We start from the raw sequence: 17,613 nt of genomic DNA, 5'->3' as shown, positions 1-17,613 counted from the left end.
CTCGCCTCCCCGTCCGCACAGCGGACGTCCGTCCGGAGATCGATTCTGTGTCCGGGGCCGCCGACGCGTCAAGACGTCGCGCCCACGCCGGCGGCCCGCACGGCGTGCGGTGCGGACTCCAGCCGGGCGAAGTCCACGCTGATCTCACCGGCGGCCTGCAGGAGCAGCGGCAGGTAGTCGTCGAGCAGCACGCGCACGGAGGTCTCGGCGGCGTGCGCGTTGACGTTGACACTCGCGACGACCCGGCCGGAGCCGTCCCGCAGCGGGGCGGCCACCGAACGGATGCCCAGGGCCAACTGCTCGTCGGTCATCGCCCACCCCCGCGCGCGCACCTCGCGCAACTCCGACTCGCGTTCCGCCAGGTCCGGTTGCCACACGGGACTCAGGCCCGAGCGGCTGGGCTCGGCGAGGATCCGGGTCACGTCGTCGGGCGGCAGCGCGGCCAGCAGGACCTTGCCCAGCGAGGTGGGCAGGGCGGGGAAGCGGGTGCCGACCTGCACGGCGAGGGTGACGATCTTGGGAACGGAGACCCGGGCGACGTAGACGATGTCGGAGCCGTCCAGTTGGGCGATCGAGCAGGACTCGTTGGTCCGCTCGACCAGCCGCTCCAGGTGCGGTCGGGCCACGTCCCACAGGCCCATGGAGCGGACGTAGGCGACACCGAGGTCCAGGACGCGCGGGGCCAGGGCGAAACCGCCGTCCTGCGGGCGTACGTATCCCAGCTCGACCAGGGTGAGCAGGATCCGGCGTGCGGTGGGCCTGGCCAGTCCGGTCGCGGTCGCCACGTCGGTCAGCGACATCACCGGCTGCCGGGGCCGGAACGCGGTGATGACCTCCAGGCCGCGGGCCAGCGCCTCGATGAAATCGGGCCCGGTTCCTTCACGCGGCATGACGTCTCCTCTTGCTTGTCGTCGGCTTCGCCCGGCGGATGTCCGCCTCGCGGACAGTCCACTGGAGCACTCTACGCAGGAGAGCAGGCCTCTACGCCGAAGTATCCCGGCCACCTGTCACCGTCCGACCGTGGAGCGGACAGTCGGTGAGGAATCCGGGGGGATTTCGGGCTGCCCGTCATATTGACAGCCGTCAGCAGTCTGATGAGCATCGTTCAGCAACCAGCAGCCGCGATACGGACATCTGTCCGTCGTAGAGCGGGAGATGCAGTGATGAGCGAGTCCACCCCATTCCCGGCGGGACGCCCCGTCGTCTTCCGCGGCGGCACGGTGCTGCCCATGACTCCCGGGCGGCCGGTGCTCACCGACACCGACGTGCTCGTGACCGGCGACCGGATCACCGCGGTCGGCCCGCACCTCGCCGTCCCGGAGGGCACGGCGGAGATCGACGCGTCCGGCGGCATCGTGATGCCCGGCATGATCGACACGCACCGGCACATGTGGCAGACGGCGATGCGCGGCTACGGCGCCGACTGGACCCTGACCCAGTACTTCGTCTGGTACTACCTCGAACACGGCAAGGCCTTCCGCCCCGAGGACGTGCACGCCGGGAACCTCCTGGCCGCCGTGGAAGCCCTGGACGCGGGGGTGACCACGGTCGTCGACTGGTCGCACGGGCTGCAGACGGTCGACCACGCGGACGCCGCGGTGGACGCCCTGCAGGCGGTGCCCGGCCGGTTCGTCCTCGCCTACGGGAACATCCAGCAGGCACCGGCCGACTGGACCGCGGCACCGGAGTTCCGGGACTTCGTCCGCCGCCGCGTCACCGGCGACGACATGCTGGGCTTCCAGCTCGCCTTCGACGTCACCGGCGACCCCGCGTTCCCCGAGAAGCCCGCCTTCGAGGTCGCGCGCGACCTGGGCGTCGCGGTCACCACACACGCCGGCGTGTGGGGCGCCACCGGCGACGACGGGATCCGGCTGATGCACGAGCACGGATTCATGGGCCCGGAGACGGTCTACGTGCACGCCGCCACCCTCTCGGCCGACTCCTACCACCGCATCGCGGCGACCGGCGGGTCGGTCTCCGTGTCCACGGAGAGCGAACAGAGCGCGGGGCAGGGCTATCCGACGACCTGGGCGATCCGCTCCCACGACATCCCGGTGTCCCTGTCCATGGACACGAGCGTGTGGTGGAGCGGAGACCTGTTCTCCGCGATGCGCACCACGCTCGGCGCCGACCGGGCCCGCGAGCACCTGGCCGCCCACGCCGAGGGAGAGACCGTGACCCACTGCGCCCTGCGGGCCGACCAGGTGGTGGAGTGGGCGACCGTCGGCGGCGCCCGGGCGCTGGGCCGCGCACACGACCTGGGGAGCGTCGAGGTGGGCAGGAAGGCCGACCTCGTCCTGCTCAAGAACGACCACTCGCCGGTCTCGTTCCCGATGCTCAATCCCTACGGCCACGTGGTGTTCCAGGCCCAGCGCGGCGACGTGCACACCGTGGTCGTCGACGGCCGGGTGGTCAAGCACGAGCACCGGCTGCTCGGCATCGACCTCGACGCGGTACGGCGCACGGTCGAGGGGACGGTGGAACACCTGCGGTCTGCCATGGGCGAGGAGGCCTGGGCGAAGGGCATGAACCCGGACGTCCCCGAGACGAAGGTCCTCGACAACCCCTACACGTACACCGACTACCGCAGCTCCTCGACCCACGGTCGGTGAGCCGGACGCTCCGCGGCCGGAGCGGTCACCGCGGGCGGGCTGTCGCCCGACAGCGGGCGATCGGCGGCCGGTCTGCGGTCGGTCTGCGGCCTGTCTGCGGCCTGTCTGCGGCCGGGGCCGAAGGTGACGTGGCGTTCGGAGGTGCGGGGGGCGGGACGGTTTCGCGGCGCCCCTGGGCACGGTTCGACCCCTCACGCTCGGCGGCTTGCGAATAGAGTGCAGGAGAGAGCCCTGGCAGACGCGGGCTCGCTCCCACCGGCTCCGCGGGCCGGACGGCGGGCGGGCGGGCAGGCCGCAGGGAGGTACGTCCCATGCCCGACGGTGAGATGCCCGCAGACGACGTCCTGCTCCTCCTCGACGAGGAGGGCCGGGTCGTGCGATGGGGCGGTGCGGCGGAGAAGATGTTCGGCTGCTCCGCGGCACAGGCCCTCGGGCGTCCCGTCGGCGCACTCCTGCACCAGGCCGCCCTCGGCGGTCCGCCGCAGCGGCACGTACTCCCGGATCCGGCCGGGCTCACGGTCAGGCCCGCACTCGACGGCGACGACGTCGTCTGGCAGGTACGCCGGGCGGACGCCGACAGGACGACCAACGGAGCGGCGGCGCCCGACACCCGGACCGCCGGGGTCCGTGCCGCCGCGCGCGAGGGCCCGGCACAGGTGGACACCGCCCTCCTCAGCGGCCTGTTGACCTACTGCGCCGCACGCCTCCAGGTCTTCGACCCGGACCTGCGCCTGATGCGCATGGGCGGCTCCGTCGGTCCGGCGGACGGACCGCGCTCCGGATTTCCGCGTGGTACACCGTTCTCCGAGGCATGCGGCTTCGCCGCCTGGGAGGAGGAAGCCGCGCTCGCGCGCACGGTGGTGGACAGCGGTGTGCCGCTGGTCGACCGCCTGGTGCGGGGCGCCGTGGAGCCCGGCGGGCACGGTCACCCGATCCGCCGCGTCTCCTACTTCCGCCTGCAGGATCCGGACGGTGCCGTGCTCGGGCTGGTCGTCTGCGCCGCCGACGTCACCGCGCAGGAACGGGCGCGCCGGAGCGTGGACCTCCTGCAGCGCGTACGTACCGGCATGGGGCACCGGCTCAACGTCATGGACGCCTGCCAGGAGCTCGTCGACGCCGTGGTCCCGGCGTTCGCCGACGCCGCCGTCGTCGACCTCGCCGAGAGCACGGTCCGGGGCGGGGACGCTCTGACGGCGCCGGTGAGCCCGGGGGTACTGCTGTGCCGGGCCGCCGCGGGCGGTCCGTCGGCCCCGGCCCACTCCGCGACCGTGCATCCGCTGGCCACCGGGACCGCGGAGGCACGCGTCCTGGCCGATCTCCAGCCGCGTGTGGTGGCCTCCGTCGGCACCGGCGGGTGGCTGGTCGGCGAACCGTCCTGTCCGTGTGACGTGGAGGAGGACACGGCGCGCTCCGTGCTCGTCGCCCCGCTGGCCCTCGGCCATCAGGTCCTCGGCATCGTCCGCTTCTGCCGGCACGCCCACGGGGACGCCTACGAGCAGGACGATCTCGCGCTGGCGTCCGCCGTCTGCGCACACGCGGCACTGTGCATCGACCGGGCCTCGCTGTACATGCGTGAGTGGATCGTCATGTCCACCGTGCAGCGAAGACTCCTTCCCGGGAACCTCGAGGACCAGCCGACGCTCCAGGTCTGCCCGCTGCACATCACCGGTGCCGAGGGAGGCGGCGGGTGGTGCGACGCGATCGCACTGCCCGGCGCGCGGACCGCGCTCGTCGCCGGGAGCGTGGCCGGACAGGGCATTCCGGCCGCCATCGCCATGGGGCTGCTGCGTACCGCCATCCACACGCTGGTCGGCCTGGATCTGCAACCCGACGAGCTGCTGGCCCGGCTGAGCGACACGGCGGCCCGGCTGATCGCCGCGCGTGCGGCGCTGCCGCCTCTCGACCCGCTGGCCCGGGAGCCGCTCACCGCGGGCTGCGTCGTCGCGATCTACGACCCGGTGGAACTGACCTGCACCATCGCCCGGGCGGGGCTGCCGGAGCCCGTCGCGGTCCTCCCCGACGGCACCTCACCGACCCTGGCCGTGCCCGCCGGGCCGGCCCTGGCCGCCCCGGACACCGCGCCCTTCCCCGCCACCACCGTCTCCCTGCCGGTCGGCAGCACCCTCGCCCTGGGCACCGCCGAACTCGCCGAACAGGTCCTGGCGCCCTCCGGCCCGCTGCGGCTCCTCCTGGACTCGGCCGCCACCGAACCGCTGGGCGACGTGTGCGGGGAGATCGCGCGGGCCTACGCGCGGGACCACACCGACGACACACTGCTGCTGCTCGCCCGCACCAAGGCGGTGCCCCCCGGGCGGGTCCTGACGTGCCCGCTCCCGGAGGGTCCCGAGGCCGCGGCGATCGCCCGCAGGTCCACCCGCGACCGGCTGGCCGCCTGGGGGCTGGACGAGGAGACCTCGTACGCCACCGAGCTCATCGTCAGCGAGCTGGTCGGCAACGCCACCCGCTACGGCGCACCGCCGATACGGCTGCGCATCATCCTGGACCGGATGCTGACCTGCGAGGTCCGCGACGGCGCGCCCAGCGCCCCGCAGGTGCGGCACGCCCGCACCGTGGACGAGTCCGGGCGAGGGCTGTTCATCGTCGCGAGCCTGGCCGAGCAGTGGGGCACCCGCTACACGGCGGACGGGAAGATCGTCTGGGCGGAGCAGCCGGCCGGCACCGCGGCGGCCTCGGCCTGACGGCCGCCCACGACCGACGCCTTCCCCACGACACCCACGCCCCGAGCGCCACTCCGAGGCGTGTCACCCCCGGCCGTATCGCCGGTTCCTGACGCCCCGTCCTCCAGTTGGGCCCGCCGCCATCTCGGATTCCGCGCGGGAGCCGATGTGTCGGGGTTCCGGCCGAGGGTACCCGCCCGTCCGAAGAGAGCGGATCGAGAAATTCAGGGAATGCGGGTCTGCGTCGCGGTGAGAACCGTCCGGCATTCAACGCATTCCCGCGAGGGAGCGAGTTCTATGACCGAGAACATCTGGGGCTACCTGCCGACTTCCGGTCACGCGGCCGGCATCGACCTGATCGGGTACAAGGTCGAGGCCACGGACGGGGGGATCGGCAAGGTCGACAAGCACTCGGACGAGGTCGACTCCTCCTACCTGGTGGTCGACACCGGCGTCTGGATCTTCGGCAAGCACGTGCTGCTGCCGGCCGGCACCGTACGCACCATCGACCAGACCGAACGGAAGATCTTCGTCGACCTCACCAAGGACGAGATCAGGAACTCGCCGGAGTTCGAGAAGGAAAGGCATGTGGGCGACGCGGGCTACTACGAGCAGGTGGGCTCCTACTACACCAACCGCCACCCCATGTGACTCCTGGGCTTCGCGTACCGGCGGCTGACCGCGGCGAACGCGGTCGGCCGCCTTTTCACGCGGCGGCAGGCGGTAGGGCCGGCAGCGTCCGCCGGAACAGGGCGTCGGCGCCGGTCAGTTCGAGCACGCGCCGGAGCCCCGGCCGGGCGCCGCGCACTTCCATGATCAGAGGCATCAGCGCAAGGTCGACGGTGACGGCTCGGCCGGTGATCGCGAGCGGCTCCGCACGGCGGCCCTCCCAGGCGTCGGCCTCTTCGGCGACCCGCACGAGTCCGCGGCCGGGATCCCTAGAGGTCTTCCTCCATCCGGACCGCCTCCCGCAGGTCCTTCCGGGCCTTGCGCGAAGCTCCTTCGTTCTGTTCCAGGAGCGCCGCCGCGATCGCGTCGAGTTTCCGCTGGATCGCGCGCTCGGCCCGGCGCTCGGAGTTCTTCAGCAGCGCCAGCAGGAGCAGCGTCACGCAGCTCATGAGATCTCCGGCCAGCATCTGCTGCGAAAAGGACAGACCGGCGACGTGTGACGCCACGAAGAAGCCGACCAGCAGCAGACAGAGTCCGTAGAACGCGGGAGAGCACGTCACGTTCGAGGCGGATTCCGAGAGCCGCTCGAACCCTCCTCGGCCCCTCTCGGCGGGATGCTGCACGACCATGGCCTACTCGCTTCCGGAGAACGGACGGACTGGCCACCGAGTACCCGGGCGGTACGCATCTGACGCCGGTGTCCTGAGGACGGGCGCTGATCCGGGCCGGACGGCCGGGGAGTCGTCCCACCGGTCCCACGACCCACCGTGTAGGCGTGCGGGCCGGGGGTAACCGGAGCGCGTACGGCAGGTTCACGTGAACGGAGGACTCCGGTGCTGATGGCTCACCCCGCGGTGTTGGAAGACATGGTCGAGCAGTACGAGACGCTGCGCGCCCTGCACGCCGAGAACGGGAGCCCCGCGGCCAGGCGGCGCATGAACGACATCGCCTACACGCTGTGCGTCTCGACCGGTACCGGGGACGTCGACAGCGCCCTCGTCGCCGCCCGCCACCACCTCCCCGGCGCCCGCCCCCAGGACGACTCCGTGCTCGACGCAGGCTGACCCCACACCGCCGACGCCCCGGCCACGCCCCCTCGGCGACACCGACAGCCACTACGAGGTCCACCCGGGCTGATGCGGACCGGCTCACACCTCCGGGCGGGGCCCGGTGGGCGCCGGGCCGCCGCGGTCGGCGGTCACCGGTGAGCGCCGGGCAGGAACTCCTGCACCTTGGCCTTGAGGCCCTGGCGGACCATGCCGGCCCGGTCGCTGTCGCCCTTGAGGACGGCGGAGGCCGCGGCCTCGATCTGGTCGAGGGTGGCGTGCGGCGGGATCGGCGGTACGGCGGGGTCGGTGACGAAGTCGAGCACACACGGCCGGTCGGCGGCGAGCGCGGCCTCCCAGGCGCCGGCCACGCCCTCCGGCTGTTCGATCCGCATGCCGTCCAGACCCAGCGAGCGGGCGAAGTCGGCGTACCGCACGTCGGGGAGGGACTGCGAGGGCAGGAACTGGGGGGCTCCTTGCATCGCGCGCATCTCCCAGGTCACCTGGTTCAGGTCACGATTGTTGAAGACGGCCACGATCAGTCGGGGATCCGCCCACTCCTGCCAGTACCTGGCGACGGTGATCAGTTCGGCCATGCCGTTCATCTGCATCGCCCCGTCGCCGACCAGGGCGATCGCCGGCCGGCCGCCGTGCGCGAACTTGGCACCGATGGCGTACGGCACGCCCGGTCCCATGGTGGCCAGTGTCCCGGACAGCGAACCGCGCATGCCGTCGCGCAGTTTCAGGTGCCGCGCGTACCAGTTGGCCGCCGAACCCGAGTCAGCGGAGAGGATCACGTCGTCCGGGAGGAGTCCGTTCAGGGCGTGCGTGACGAACTCCGGGTTGATCGGCTGCGCCGCTACGGCGGCCCGCCGCCCCATGACCTCCCACCAGTCCCTGACGTTGTTCTCGATCTTCGTACGCCAGGAGGGGTCCTCCATGGGCTCCAGCAGCGGCAGCAGCCGGCGCAGGGTCCGGGCGGCGTCGCCGACGAGGTTGACCTCGAATGGGTAGCGCAGTCCGACCATGTGCGGGTCGATGTCGATCTGCACGGCACGCGCCTTGCCGAACTCCGGCAGGAACTGCGTGTAGGGGAAGGAGGATCCGATCACCAGGAGGGTGTCGCACTCCCGCATCAGCTCGTACGACGGCCGGGTGCCGAGCAGCCCGATGGCCCCGGTGACGTAGGGCAGTTCGTCGTCGAGGGCGTCCTTCCCGAGCAGCGCCTTGGCGATCCCGGCGCCGAGCCGGTCGGCGACCTGGACGACCTCGGCCCGCGCGCTCCGCGCGCCCTGTCCGATCAGGATCGCCGTCTTCCCACCGGAGTTGAGCACGTCCGCGGCGCGCCGCAGGTCGTCGTCGTCGGGGACCGGGGCGTAGTGCGGCATGCCGAGACTGGAGGGGACCATCTTGAAGGCGTGCTCGGGCGGTGAGTAGTCCAGGTCCTGGACGTCGGCCGGCACGATGACGGCGGTCGGCGAACGCCGTGCCAGGGCGGTGCGCAGCGCCCTGTCCAGCACGTTGGGCAGCTGCTCGGGGACGGTGACCATCTCGCAGAAGTCGGAGGCGACGTCCTTGTAGAGGCTCAGCAGGTCGACCTCCTGCTGGTAGGAGCCGCCCATGGCGCTGCGGTTGGTCTGCCCGACGATCGCGACCACCGGCACGTGGTCGAGTTTGGCGTCGTACAGGCCGTTGAGGAGGTGGATGGCGCCGGGCCCGGAGGTCGCGGCGCAGACCCCGACCCGGCCGGAGAACTTGGCGTAGCCCACGGCCTCGAACGCGGACATCTCCTCGTGCCGGGACTGGACGAACCTGGGTCTGTCGCCGGCCCGCCCCCAGGCCGCGAGCAGGCCGTTGATGCCGTCGCCCGGGTAGGCGAAGACGTGCTCCACGTCCCACTCGCGCAACCGCTGCAGGATGTGGTCGGACACCTTGGTCGACATGTGCGGGAACCTCTCTGGAGTGGTGCCTGGCAGGCAGGGCGCGGCCCGTGTACGGCTGCCCGGCGCGGGGCGAACGTCTTCTCGCCGGTCGTGCCCGGCGCGCCACGGCGCCGCCGGCACGCGAGGTGCGCTCAGTCCTCACCCCGTACGATGATCCCGTCGTCGTCCTGCCGCGGCTGCCCCGCGTCCTGGTCGAACTTCGCGCGCAGGCAGGTTCGTATGCCTCGCCCGCGCAGGCGGCGTGCTCTCGCCCAGCCGGTCTCGGCTCGGCGTACGGCGATCGGGGAGCTTGCTTCCGCGGTCACGGCGGCTCATCTTCCTTCCGTGTCGGACCTGTCGCGGTCCGTGTCCTCGGTACGGATGCGTGGTGGGGGTCCTCTGAACGGATCCCGGTTTTCTTCCCACCCTGGGTTTCCGTCGAGGACGGCGTGAAACGTGAGGACGGCCCTCAGGAGGTCAGGGCGGTCCGCCCGCGCAGCGCCGTGGCTCCCCCGCGCCGGTGCGGCTCATCGCGTCGGCGAGACGGCGCGAGGCCGGGGACGAGGTGACCTCCACGGCGGCGCAATGCCCGACGGGCGCGCGCGCAGCACCCGGTGCAGTCCGAACCGGGACATCAGGTTGACGGTTGGCGAGCGCTTCAGACCTGGTCCACGTCGGGTTCGGTTCCCTCCTCCGAACTCACCAGCGAGGCGATCGCCGCGAAGAACGCGGCGATCCCCGGCAGGTTCGGCCCCTTCTCCCGGGAGGCCGCGAAGTCCTCCGACGTCTGCCAGGTGACGATGTCGAGCCATTCGTCGTCCGGGAGCCGGACCAGACGGGCGCCCAGGAAGCCGGTCCGGTCGGCGCGGAAGTCCGCGAGCATCGCGGCCCTGCTGCCGAGCAGTTCGGCAACCCGTCCGGGTTCGACACGGAACCGCGTGAGTTCGACGGTCGGCACATCAACCTCCAGCATCGTCACACCGCGCCAGCAGTACGGCGCGCGCCCGGCACTTCGCATCGTAGCCACCCCATGGTCGTCCCCCGCGCGACGAACGGCCGGATCGCCACACCGGCCTCAGCGGCGGATGCCGTGGCCCCGAAGCGTGCCGCACCACCGCGTCCCGGACGGCGCGCGGGACCTCCCGGGCGGCTCCTCGACGTCCGTGTACCGGCGGGCGATTGAGTACGGGTACTCACGCCCGAGCCGCGGCCGGTCGGAAGTATGGAGCGCACCACGACCTGGGGGACTCCATGAACGTTCGCACCCTGCTGCGGCTGACCTTCGCCAACGCGGCTTCCGCCGTCTATCTGGGACTCGTCGGTGCCTCCGTCGTGTTCGAGGTGGCCGCCGCGCTGCTCTCGGATCCCGGGATCGTCGGGATCTGGCCTTCCTGCTCACCGCCCCCACGTCCTTGCTGATGGCCGGGGTCGTCGGAGCGGTCGGAGGTCTGGACGCGTCCGCCTGGTACCTGGCCGGCGGGGTGGTCGTCAGCGCTCTGGTCCAGTCGTTCGCCCTGGGAGCCCTCCTGGAGGCGCTGCGCGGCCGGAGTCGGGGCGGTACCCGCCCGAGCCACGGCTGACCGCGGCGCCGGTCACTCACGCGCTCCCGCCGACTCCACCGCGCTGCGGCGCAGGGCGTGGGCGGCCGCGACGACCGCCGAGGTCACGGCGAGCACCGCGCAGGCGCCCGCGGCCGCCGCGAGCACCGCCCACGGGATCTCGACGGGCGTCCGCACCGAGAGCAGGGCCAGCGCACCCCGCAGGCCCGCAAGGTCGAGGGCGGCGACCAGCGCTCCCAGCAGGCCGCCGACCGCGACCACCACCAGTGCCTCGGCGGCCACCAGCCGCAGTACCTGCCGCCCGGTGGCGCCGGCCAGCCGCAGCAGGGCCAGTTCGCGGACCCGGTCGGAGGTGGCCATGACCATGGTGTTGGCCAGTGAGATGCCGGTGTAGAGAAGGGCGATCCCGAGGACGAGGAAGAACCCCGTCCGGGTCGTCCGATCGGTCCCGGGACGTGTCGCCCGCACCCAGGCGTCGCTGGTGCGGACCTCGCCGCCCGACGCCCGCACGGCGCGGCGCAGTCCGGCCGCCACGGTGCGCGCGTCGGCACCGGGCGCGAGGCGCACGTCGACCCGGTCGACGGGAGCGGCCGGAGCGTTGCGCGGGGTGAGGTAGACGCCGTTGTCGCCGGTTCCGGTGGTCATGACCGCGGCGATCCTGAGGGACTTCCTGGTGCCGTTCCCGAGCCACACGTCCACCCGCTCGCCCACGGTGTGCCTCTCCCACTCCTCGTTGACGATGATCGAGTCGTCGTCCAGGTCGCGTGCCCTGCCCGCGGTGAGCGGGAGCCGGGCGGTCGCCGCCAGCGGTCGCGGCTCCACGGCCCTGGCATCGGATCTGACGAGCGCCACGCCGTCCTCCAGGACGTACACGGCGCTCGACGCGCTCGCCGCGACGTCCGCACCGGGCACGGCCCGCAGCCTGCGCAGCGATGCCCCGTCGAAACCGGCGTCGCCTGCCGGCGTGACCACGAAGTCGGCGGCCGTCCGCGCGCGCACCTCGCCGGCCTTCGCCGCGGCGAGGGTCGCGGTGGCGCCCAGCAGGGAGCCCGCCAGCGCGACCGTGACCAGGACGGGCGCCGCGACGGCGGCGGTGCGGCGGACCCCGGCGGCCGCGTTCTCCCGCACCAACATGCCGTCGGCGCCCGGCAGTCGGGCGGGCAGCCAGGTGATCAGCCGGACCAGGTGCCGCACCGGGACCGGCGCGAGCAACGCGACCGCTGTGATCAGCAGCATCGGCCGGCTCACGTAGCTCTTGCGCTGCAGCAGTTCACCCGGGTTCGTCGCCAGGGAGTGGGCCAGCGTGAGCACGGCGGCGATCAGGAGGGCCGCGCCGACCAGCCGGCGGCCCCGTGGCAGGGGCCCGGTGTCGGCGGCCGCCTCCCGCAGCGCCTCGGTGGGAGCGGTGCGTCCGGCCCGCCGGGACGCGGCCAGCACACCGCACAGGGCCACGGAAAGGCCCGTCCAGAACGCCAGGTGGTAGGGCCAGGTGTGGTCGCCGATCGTGAACCAGCGGGGCGCGAGGCCCGCGTCGACCGCCCACCGGGCCAGCTCGGGAGCCCCGTAGGAACCGAGCACGCAACCGGCGGCCGAGGCCAGTACGCCGACCGCGAGCGCCTCGTGGACCACCATGCGGCGGATCTGGCCCGGGGTCGCCCCGGCGGTGCGCAGCAGCCCGAACTCGCGGCGCCGCTGGGCGACCGCGAAGGCGAAGGTGGAGGCCACCACGAACACCGACACGAATCCGGCGACGCCGTCGGCCGTGCCGAACATGGCGTTCATGGCGGTGAGGGCCTCGGCGTCGCGGTCGGGGTCCGGGTCGGCGTACCGGCGCGCGTTCCCGGTGAGTACCTGGACGCCGTCGCTGCCGCGCAGCGCCCCGCGCACGGCAGCCGGGTCGGCGTCGACCACGAACTGGCGGCTTGGCGGCGACAGTTCGGCGGCGCGGGTGTCGGTGTAGAACACGGCGTCCTCGAAGCCGAGCCCGGTCACGGTGCCGACGACGCGGAAGGTGCCGGCCTCGGTCCGCACCCGCGTGCCCGGACGGGCCCAGTCACCACTGACGACGACCTCGTCCGCGGCACGGGGCGCGCGTCCCGCGTGGAGTTCGTACGGCGCGAAGGCCGCCGTGGACCAGGGGTGGCCGACGAGACCGTGCGGGCCGCCCTCGGCCCGCACGGGGAACGACCGGTCCGCGACGACGGTCCCCAGTCCCCGCAGCTTCGCGACCGCTTCGGCGGGCACCGCGCGCGGCTGGGCGAGCTTCTGGGTGCGGACGCCGATCGGGGTGGGCACCCGGAGGGTGTCCTGGCCCCTGACGACGACCGGTGCCGCGGCGAACCGCTCCGGTCCCCGCCCGGGCGCGTTCAGCGAGGACGCCAGGGCCAGGGCCATCACGGCGATGAGGGCAACGCCCAGGGCGAGGGCGACGAAACTGCCGGCGAAGGTGACCCAGCGCGTGCGCAGGGTGCGCAGCGTGGTGCTCAGCACGGCGCCGCCTCGAGCGTGGTCATGCGGGCCGCGATGTCCTCGGCGGTGGCACCGGTCAGCTCGCCGTCGACACGGCCGTCGACGAGGAAGACGACGCGGTCTGCGTAGGAGGCGGCGACGGGGTCGTGGGTGACCATGACCACGGTCTGGCCGTCGCGGTCGACCATGCCGCGCAGCAGGGTGAGCACCTCGCGTCCGGTCCGCGAGTCGAGCGCGCCCGTCGGCTCGTCGGCGAACAGCACGTCGGGCCGGGTGATCAGGGCGCGGGCCAGGGCCACCCGCTGCTGCTGGCCGCCGGACATCTCCGTCGGACGGTGCCGCGCCCGGTCGCCCAGCCCGACCTGGTCGAGCGCGTGCCGCACCTGGGCCCTGCCCGGGCGGCGGCCGGCCAGCCGCAGCGGCAGCGCCACGTTCTGTTCTGCCGTCAGCGAGGGCAGCAGGTTGAACGCCTGGAACACGAAGCCGATGCGCTCGCGGCGCAGCACGGTCAGCCTGGTCCCGCTCAGCCCGGTGAGCTCGGTGTCCCCCACGGTCACCGAACCCGACGTAGGCCGGTCCAGGCCCGCGGCGCACTGCAGCAACGTCGACTTGCCGGACCCCGAAGGGCCCATCACGGCGGTGTAGGTCCCCCTCGGGAAGGCGAGCGACACCTCGTCGAGGGCGGTGACGGACGTGCCGCCCGAGCCGTACCGCCGGGTCAGGGAACGCAGTCGGATCGCGTCCCCGGTCATGTGTTCCGCCACCAGTACCTGCTCCTCGGTTCGTCGGTTCCGCCACGAAACCGCGGAAGCCCCTCGGGGCGCAGTACGGCGGGGACCAGACCTGGGGTAGGGCCAGGCATACCTCCGATACGCGCTCCCGGCGGATGGCACCGGCCCGCCGGGGCCGCCTACGGTCATGCTCATGCACTCTCGGAATGTGTGGCAGGCCATGTCCCGGCCGGGCTTCCTGCTGTCGGCCTGGCCCTGGCGTTCCGCCGCGTATCTGCTGACCGGCGCGGTCACCGGCGCCGTCGTCCTGGTGGGGATCGTGACGGTGGCCACGGTGTGCGGTGCGCTGGCCGTCGCCTTGGTGGGGCTGCCGCTGCTCGCCGTGGCCGCACTCGGCGGGATCCCTGTGGCCGGGGTGGAGCGCCGCCGGCTGCGTCTGATCGACCGCCACCCGGTGTGCGGCCGGCACGAGGTGCCGTCCGAGCCGGGTCTGTGGGCATGGCTGTCCACCCGGCTGCGCGAACGGGCGACCTGGCGTGAACTCGGGTACGCGGTGCTGTTCGCCGGGCTGCTGTGGCCGGTCGACGCCCTGGCGGTCACGGTCGCTCTGCTCGTTCCGCTGTCGATGGTCGCCACGCCTGTGCTGATGGCCACGGCGGGCGACGGCCACGAGGTGAAGGTGCTCAAGCAGTGGGCGGTGACCGCCTGGCCGACGGCGTTCGGCATCACCGCCCTGGGCGTGGTCCTGTTGGCCCTGGGCGCCTACGCGCTCGGTGTCACGGCGGGCGCCCGCGCCGAGCTGACCCGGCTGCTGATCGCCTCACGGGAGGGTGAGCTCGACGCCGAGGTGGTCGAACTGGCCCGCTCCCGGGTCCGGTTGGTCGAGGCCTTCGAGGCCGAGCGACGGCGCATCGAGCGCGACCTGCACGACGGAGCCCAACAGCGCCTGGTGGCCCTGACCATGGAACTGGGGCTGGCCCGCCTCGACGCCCCGCCCGGTCCGCTCGCCGACCAACTGGCCAAGGTCCACGCGGAGGCGGGCAGAGCCCTCGTGGAGCTGCGCGAGCTCATCCACGGCATCTTTCCGAAGGTCCTCACGGACTACGGCCTCCAGACCGCGGTCACCGACGCCGCCGACCGCTGCGTGGTCCCCGTCGACGTCGACCTGGAACTGCCGGGCCGGCCGGCCCGGGCGGTGGAATCCGCCGCGTACTTCGTGGTCTGCGAGGCGCTGGCCAACGTCGCCAGGCACAGCGGTGCCGACCGCGCGCGGGTGAGCGGCGGTCACCGCGCCGGACGGCTGTTCCTGGAGGTGCGCGACGACGGGCGCGGCGGCGCGGACGCCTCGGCGGGCAGCGGCCTCACCGGTCTCGCCGACCGGGTGTCCGTCCTGGATGGCAGACTTGCCCTGACCAGTCCGCCGGGTGGGCCGACCCTGTTGCGTGTGGAGTTCCCTTGCGAGTTGACCCGGGCGGCCGATCGCTCCGCGTAGTGCTGGCCGAGGACAGCGTGCTGCTGCGGGAAGGGCTCGTCGGTCTGCTGGGCCGTTTCGGCCACGAGGTGGTGGCGGCGGTCGGGGACGCGCGGGCGCTGGTCGCCGCCGTCGAGCGGCATGCGCCGGACATCGTGGTGACGGACGTCCGCATGCCGCCGGACTTCCAGGACGAGGGGCTGCACGCGGCGGTAGGGCTGCGCGAGCGGCACCCCGCCCTCCCGGTCCTGGTCCTCAGCCAGTACGTGCAACGGACGTACGCCGCCGACCTCCTGGACTCCGGCGACGGGTCGGGGGTGGGCTATCTGCTCAAGGACCGGGTCGGCCAGGTCGAGGAGTTCGTGGCGGCTCTGCACGAGGTGGCGGGCGGCGGGACCGTGGTCGATCCCGAGGTGGTGCGCCAGTTGCTGCGCCGTCGCCGCGATCCGCTGGAGCAGCTCACTCCGCGCGAGCGCGAGGTACTCGCGCTGATCGCCGAGGGCAGGTCCAACGGGGCGATCGCCAGGGAGCTGGTGGTGTCCGAGGCGGCGGTCGGCAAGCACATCGGCAACATCCTCACCAAGCTGGACCTCCCTCCGACGGACACGACCCATCGCAGGGTCCTCGCCGTCCTCACCTACCTGCGCGCCTGACTCCCGCACGGTCGGGGCGCGCACCGTGACGGACGTGTGTTCCGAGCCCGGCGGCACTGACGAGCCCGGGCAGCGGTCTGCCGCCGAGAACATCGACATGCGCCGGGTCACGGAACTCTCCCGGGCCGGGGCGGTCTACCTCGGCAGCGACACCACCTTCGTCTACTGCCACCCGACCTGCGCCCACGCCCGTCGCATCACTCCCGGGCACCGGGTGCACTTCCGGACCGCGCAGGACGCCGGCGAGGCGGGTTACCGGGCCTGCAAGAGCTGCCGTCCCCTCACCGTCTGACCCTGCGCGGCCGCACGTCCCCGGCGTCGTCTCCCTCGACGCCCCGTGGCACCCGGCACGACGTCACCCGATCGGCCCATCACCTCGTTTTTCCGGACGTCGGCCCACATGTGGTCACGCCGGCCGGGACCGTACCCGGTTCGGTGCTCGGCTGCCTCGATCAAGCGGCGGCGCGGCAGGTCGGCGTCCCGCAGGGCGGTGTCCGCCCCGTCGCCGCCGGTCGGTGAGGGTCACCTCCGGTGCGCAAGCACCTCGCTCCAGGTAACAGGCTCACACGGTTCCCGGCGATCTTCGAGCCGAAGGCGGACTCGGCCAGGAGTGGGTTCTCGACCGCGAGGAACGGATCGGCCGGTTCTCCGCGCTGCCGGCCGACACGTCTCCGCAGACCCGACGGTGTGCCGCCGCGCTGACCTCCGGCTCCGGCCACGACCGGTTCGCCCTCGCCCTCGGCCTGATCGTCGTCGGTCTCACCCGGCGCCCGTCCGGCGCGCATCGCGCCGGACGGGCGCGGGCCGGGGTCGCGTGGCGGTCCGGCTCCGGCTTGAGGCCGTCGGCGATCGGATAGACAGTGAGAACCATGAACCGGCACCGGCAACCGTCGCGGCGCATCCCGTGGATAGCGGGCGGAGCAGCCGTGGTCGCCCTGGGGGCAGGTCTTGGATCCTGGGCGCTCGTGTCGTCCGACAGTGGCGGCGCCCCCCATTCGACTCCGTCACCGTCGCTGACGGTGTCACCCTCCGTGACGACGTCGTCGCCGACGCCCACGCCGAGTCCGTCACTGTCCCCGTCGCCGCGGCCGACGCCCACGAGCGCCCCGGCCTCGCCGACGCCGAGACCCACGTACACCCCCGCGCCGAGGCCGACCCGGACCGTACGGCCGGTGCCGCCCGCGCCCCCACCGACCCGGACCGTGCGGCCGGTGTCACCCACGCCCACACCGACCCGGACGCCCCCGGCTCCCCCGCCGCCGGTGCACACGCCGACCACGAAGCCGACGCCGCCGCACACATCGACACCCCGGCCGTCCGTCACGCCGACGCCGCCCCACACTTCGACACCCCGGCCGTCCGTCACGCCGACCCGGCCCGCTCCGTCCGTCACCCCGACCCGGCCGGTCCCACCGCGGCCCTCGGTGTCCCCCACGCCGACCCGGCCCGCCTCACCACGGCCCTCGCCGTCCCCCACGAGGACGCGGACGAGCCCGCCCCCGGTCACCTCGCAGCCGCCGCGGCCGCCGGTGCCCACCCCCCCGGCCCCGACGGCCACCGGCACCGTGCCGGGAACGACCACCTGGGTCACGTCACCGGAGGCGGTGGCGGCGGCCAAGCGGATGGCGGCCGCCAAGGCGGTCGGCGACCCGGTCTGCTCGCTGTCGACCGTCGGCCAGCCGAACCCGAACCTCGTACCGCAGGGCCGGCGTATCGGCATCGGGCACTACGGCGAGTACTGGTGCCTGATCTGGTAGACCGCACGGGCACGGCTGCTCAGCAGCGAGGTTCTCCGGTCGTCGG

The 17,613-nt window shown here is 73.2% G+C and carries 17 protein-coding genes and 2 pseudogenes; 9 read left to right on the top strand and 10 right to left on the bottom strand.

Annotated elements, in window-relative coordinates; translation table 11 throughout:
- Positions 1-68: 68 nt before the first annotated feature.
- Positions 69-890 (bottom strand): IclR family transcriptional regulator C-terminal domain-containing protein, encoded by an 822-nt coding sequence (locus ACFY3I_RS16315; RefSeq protein WP_390861108.1) that lies wholly within the window; start codon positions 888-890, stop codon positions 69-71.
- Between the two features lie 273 nt (positions 891-1,163).
- On the opposite strand from ACFY3I_RS16315, the gene ACFY3I_RS16310 reads away from it, so the two are divergent.
- The 3 genes from ACFY3I_RS16310 (at position 1,164) to ACFY3I_RS16300 (ending at position 5,941) form a co-directional block, all read left to right on the top strand.
- The gene (locus tag ACFY3I_RS16310; protein ID WP_390861107.1) at positions 1,164-2,612 is read left to right on the top strand and encodes an amidohydrolase family protein; all 1,449 of its coding nucleotides are present in this window, start codon (positions 1,164-1,166) and stop codon (positions 2,610-2,612) included.
- Between the two features lie 311 nt (positions 2,613-2,923).
- On the top strand, positions 2,924-5,311 hold the full coding sequence (locus tag ACFY3I_RS16305; protein WP_390861106.1) for a SpoIIE family protein phosphatase: 2,388 nt from the start codon (positions 2,924-2,926) through the stop codon (positions 5,309-5,311).
- 276 nt (positions 5,312-5,587) lie between these two features.
- Positions 5,588-5,941 carry a PRC-barrel domain containing protein gene (locus tag ACFY3I_RS16300; RefSeq protein ID WP_390861105.1) on the top strand — a complete coding sequence of 118 codons (354 nt, stop codon included), beginning with the start codon at positions 5,588-5,590 and terminating at the stop codon, positions 5,939-5,941.
- A gap of 55 nt (positions 5,942-5,996) precedes the next feature.
- Here ACFY3I_RS16300 and ACFY3I_RS16295 read toward each other — a convergent pair whose 3' ends face one another.
- Entirely contained in the window at positions 5,997-6,209 is a 213-nt protein-coding gene (locus ACFY3I_RS16295; RefSeq protein ID WP_390861104.1) for a hypothetical protein, read from the bottom strand.
- A 19-nt stretch (positions 6,210-6,228) separates the two neighbouring features.
- A complete protein-coding gene (locus tag ACFY3I_RS16290) occupies positions 6,229-6,519 on the bottom strand; it encodes a hypothetical protein (RefSeq protein WP_390861103.1) in 291 nt (96 codons plus the stop codon).
- A 273-nt stretch (positions 6,520-6,792) separates the two neighbouring features.
- Between ACFY3I_RS16290 and ACFY3I_RS16285 the strand changes: the two genes are divergently transcribed.
- Positions 6,793-7,023: a DUF5133 domain-containing protein gene (locus ACFY3I_RS16285; protein ID WP_365290935.1), complete on the top strand. Its 231-nt coding sequence runs from the start codon at positions 6,793-6,795 to the stop codon at positions 7,021-7,023.
- A gap of 134 nt (positions 7,024-7,157) precedes the next feature.
- Here ACFY3I_RS16285 and ACFY3I_RS16280 read toward each other — a convergent pair whose 3' ends face one another.
- From ACFY3I_RS16280 to ACFY3I_RS16265, 4 genes and pseudogenes are all read right to left on the bottom strand, one after another.
- The gene (locus ACFY3I_RS16280; protein WP_390861102.1) at positions 7,158-8,948 is read right to left on the bottom strand and encodes a thiamine pyrophosphate-requiring protein; all 1,791 of its coding nucleotides are present in this window, start codon (positions 8,946-8,948) and stop codon (positions 7,158-7,160) included.
- Between the two features lie 131 nt (positions 8,949-9,079).
- The gene (locus ACFY3I_RS16275; protein WP_390861101.1) at positions 9,080-9,253 is read right to left on the bottom strand and encodes a hypothetical protein; all 174 of its coding nucleotides are present in this window, start codon (positions 9,251-9,253) and stop codon (positions 9,080-9,082) included.
- A gap of 184 nt (positions 9,254-9,437) precedes the next feature.
- A pseudogene (locus tag ACFY3I_RS16270) lies at positions 9,438-9,574 on the bottom strand (iron-containing redox enzyme family protein); the annotation flags it as partial.
- Positions 9,575-9,585: 11 nt separating this feature from the next.
- The gene (locus tag ACFY3I_RS16265) at positions 9,586-9,900 is read right to left on the bottom strand and encodes an antibiotic biosynthesis monooxygenase family protein (protein ID WP_390861100.1); all 315 of its coding nucleotides are present in this window, start codon (positions 9,898-9,900) and stop codon (positions 9,586-9,588) included.
- 278 nt (positions 9,901-10,178) lie between these two features.
- Between ACFY3I_RS16265 and ACFY3I_RS16260 the strand changes: the two are divergent.
- Positions 10,179-10,507: pseudogene (locus ACFY3I_RS16260) on the top strand (SCO4225 family membrane protein).
- Between the two features lie 12 nt (positions 10,508-10,519).
- Here ACFY3I_RS16260 and ACFY3I_RS16255 read toward each other — a convergent pair.
- Complete coding sequence (locus ACFY3I_RS16255) at positions 10,520-12,976, bottom strand: ABC transporter permease (protein WP_390861099.1); 2,457 nt, start codon at positions 12,974-12,976, stop codon at positions 10,520-10,522.
- Positions 12,970-13,707, bottom strand: a complete 738-nt coding sequence (locus ACFY3I_RS16250; RefSeq protein ID WP_390861366.1) for an ABC transporter ATP-binding protein — start codon at positions 13,705-13,707, stop codon at positions 12,970-12,972. Before ACFY3I_RS16250 ends, ACFY3I_RS16255 begins: the two co-directional genes overlap by 7 nt.
- Positions 13,708-13,906: 199 nt before the next feature.
- Here ACFY3I_RS16250 and ACFY3I_RS16245 point away from each other — a divergent pair, with 199 nt between their 5' ends.
- From ACFY3I_RS16245 to ACFY3I_RS16235, 3 genes are read left to right on the top strand one after another with little or no spacing between them, the layout of a single operon-like run.
- On the top strand, positions 13,907-15,178 hold the full coding sequence (locus ACFY3I_RS16245) for a sensor histidine kinase (protein WP_390861365.1): 1,272 nt from the start codon (positions 13,907-13,909) through the stop codon (positions 15,176-15,178).
- Entirely contained in the window at positions 15,178-15,810 is a 633-nt protein-coding gene (locus ACFY3I_RS16240; RefSeq protein ID WP_390861098.1) for a LuxR C-terminal-related transcriptional regulator, read from the top strand. Before ACFY3I_RS16245 ends, ACFY3I_RS16240 begins: the two co-directional genes overlap by 1 nt.
- A 34-nt stretch (positions 15,811-15,844) precedes the next feature.
- On the top strand, positions 15,845-16,102 hold the full coding sequence (locus ACFY3I_RS16235; protein ID WP_390861097.1) for an Ada metal-binding domain-containing protein: 258 nt from the start codon (positions 15,845-15,847) through the stop codon (positions 16,100-16,102).
- Positions 16,103-16,372: 270 nt separating this feature from the next.
- Here the strand turns inward: ACFY3I_RS16235 and ACFY3I_RS16230 are convergent, their stop codons facing one another.
- On the bottom strand, positions 16,373-17,392 hold the full coding sequence (locus ACFY3I_RS16230; protein WP_390861096.1) for a hypothetical protein: 1,020 nt from the start codon (positions 17,390-17,392) through the stop codon (positions 16,373-16,375).
- On the opposite strand from ACFY3I_RS16230, the gene ACFY3I_RS16225 reads away from it, so the two are divergent.
- Positions 17,376-17,567, top strand: coding sequence for a hypothetical protein (locus ACFY3I_RS16225; RefSeq protein WP_365290952.1), 192 nt, complete (start codon positions 17,376-17,378; stop codon positions 17,565-17,567). The genes ACFY3I_RS16230 and ACFY3I_RS16225 overlap by 17 nt on opposite strands.
- Positions 17,568-17,613 lie beyond the last annotated feature (46 nt).

Origin of the sequence: Streptomyces sp. NPDC001068 (genome assembly GCF_042897315.1) — a bacterium.
Lineage (GTDB): Bacteria > Actinomycetota > Actinomycetes > Streptomycetales > Streptomycetaceae > Streptomyces.
Note: the sequence above shows the minus strand (reverse complement) of the source record. Positions and strands in the feature narration are given on the sequence as shown.

Excerpts from the sequence above, each read along its gene's own strand:
- ACFY3I_RS16315 (WP_390861108.1), bottom strand. The coding sequence starts at position 890 with ATGCCGCGTGAAGGAACCGGGCCCGATTTCATCGAGGCGCTGGCCCGC.
- ACFY3I_RS16310 (WP_390861107.1), top strand. The coding sequence starts at position 1,164 with ATGAGCGAGTCCACCCCATTCCCGGCGGGACGCCCCGTCGTCTTCCGC.
- ACFY3I_RS16305 (WP_390861106.1), top strand. The coding sequence starts at position 2,924 with ATGCCCGACGGTGAGATGCCCGCAGACGACGTCCTGCTCCTCCTCGAC.
- ACFY3I_RS16300 (WP_390861105.1), top strand. The coding sequence starts at position 5,588 with ATGACCGAGAACATCTGGGGCTACCTGCCGACTTCCGGTCACGCGGCC.
- ACFY3I_RS16280 (WP_390861102.1), bottom strand. The coding sequence starts at position 8,948 with ATGTCGACCAAGGTGTCCGACCACATCCTGCAGCGGTTGCGCGAGTGG.
- ACFY3I_RS16265 (WP_390861100.1), bottom strand. The coding sequence starts at position 9,900 with ATGCTGGAGGTTGATGTGCCGACCGTCGAACTCACGCGGTTCCGTGTC.
- ACFY3I_RS16250 (WP_390861366.1), bottom strand. The coding sequence starts at position 13,707 with ATGACCGGGGACGCGATCCGACTGCGTTCCCTGACCCGGCGGTACGGC.
- ACFY3I_RS16245 (WP_390861365.1), top strand. The coding sequence starts at position 13,907 with ATGTCCCGGCCGGGCTTCCTGCTGTCGGCCTGGCCCTGGCGTTCCGCC.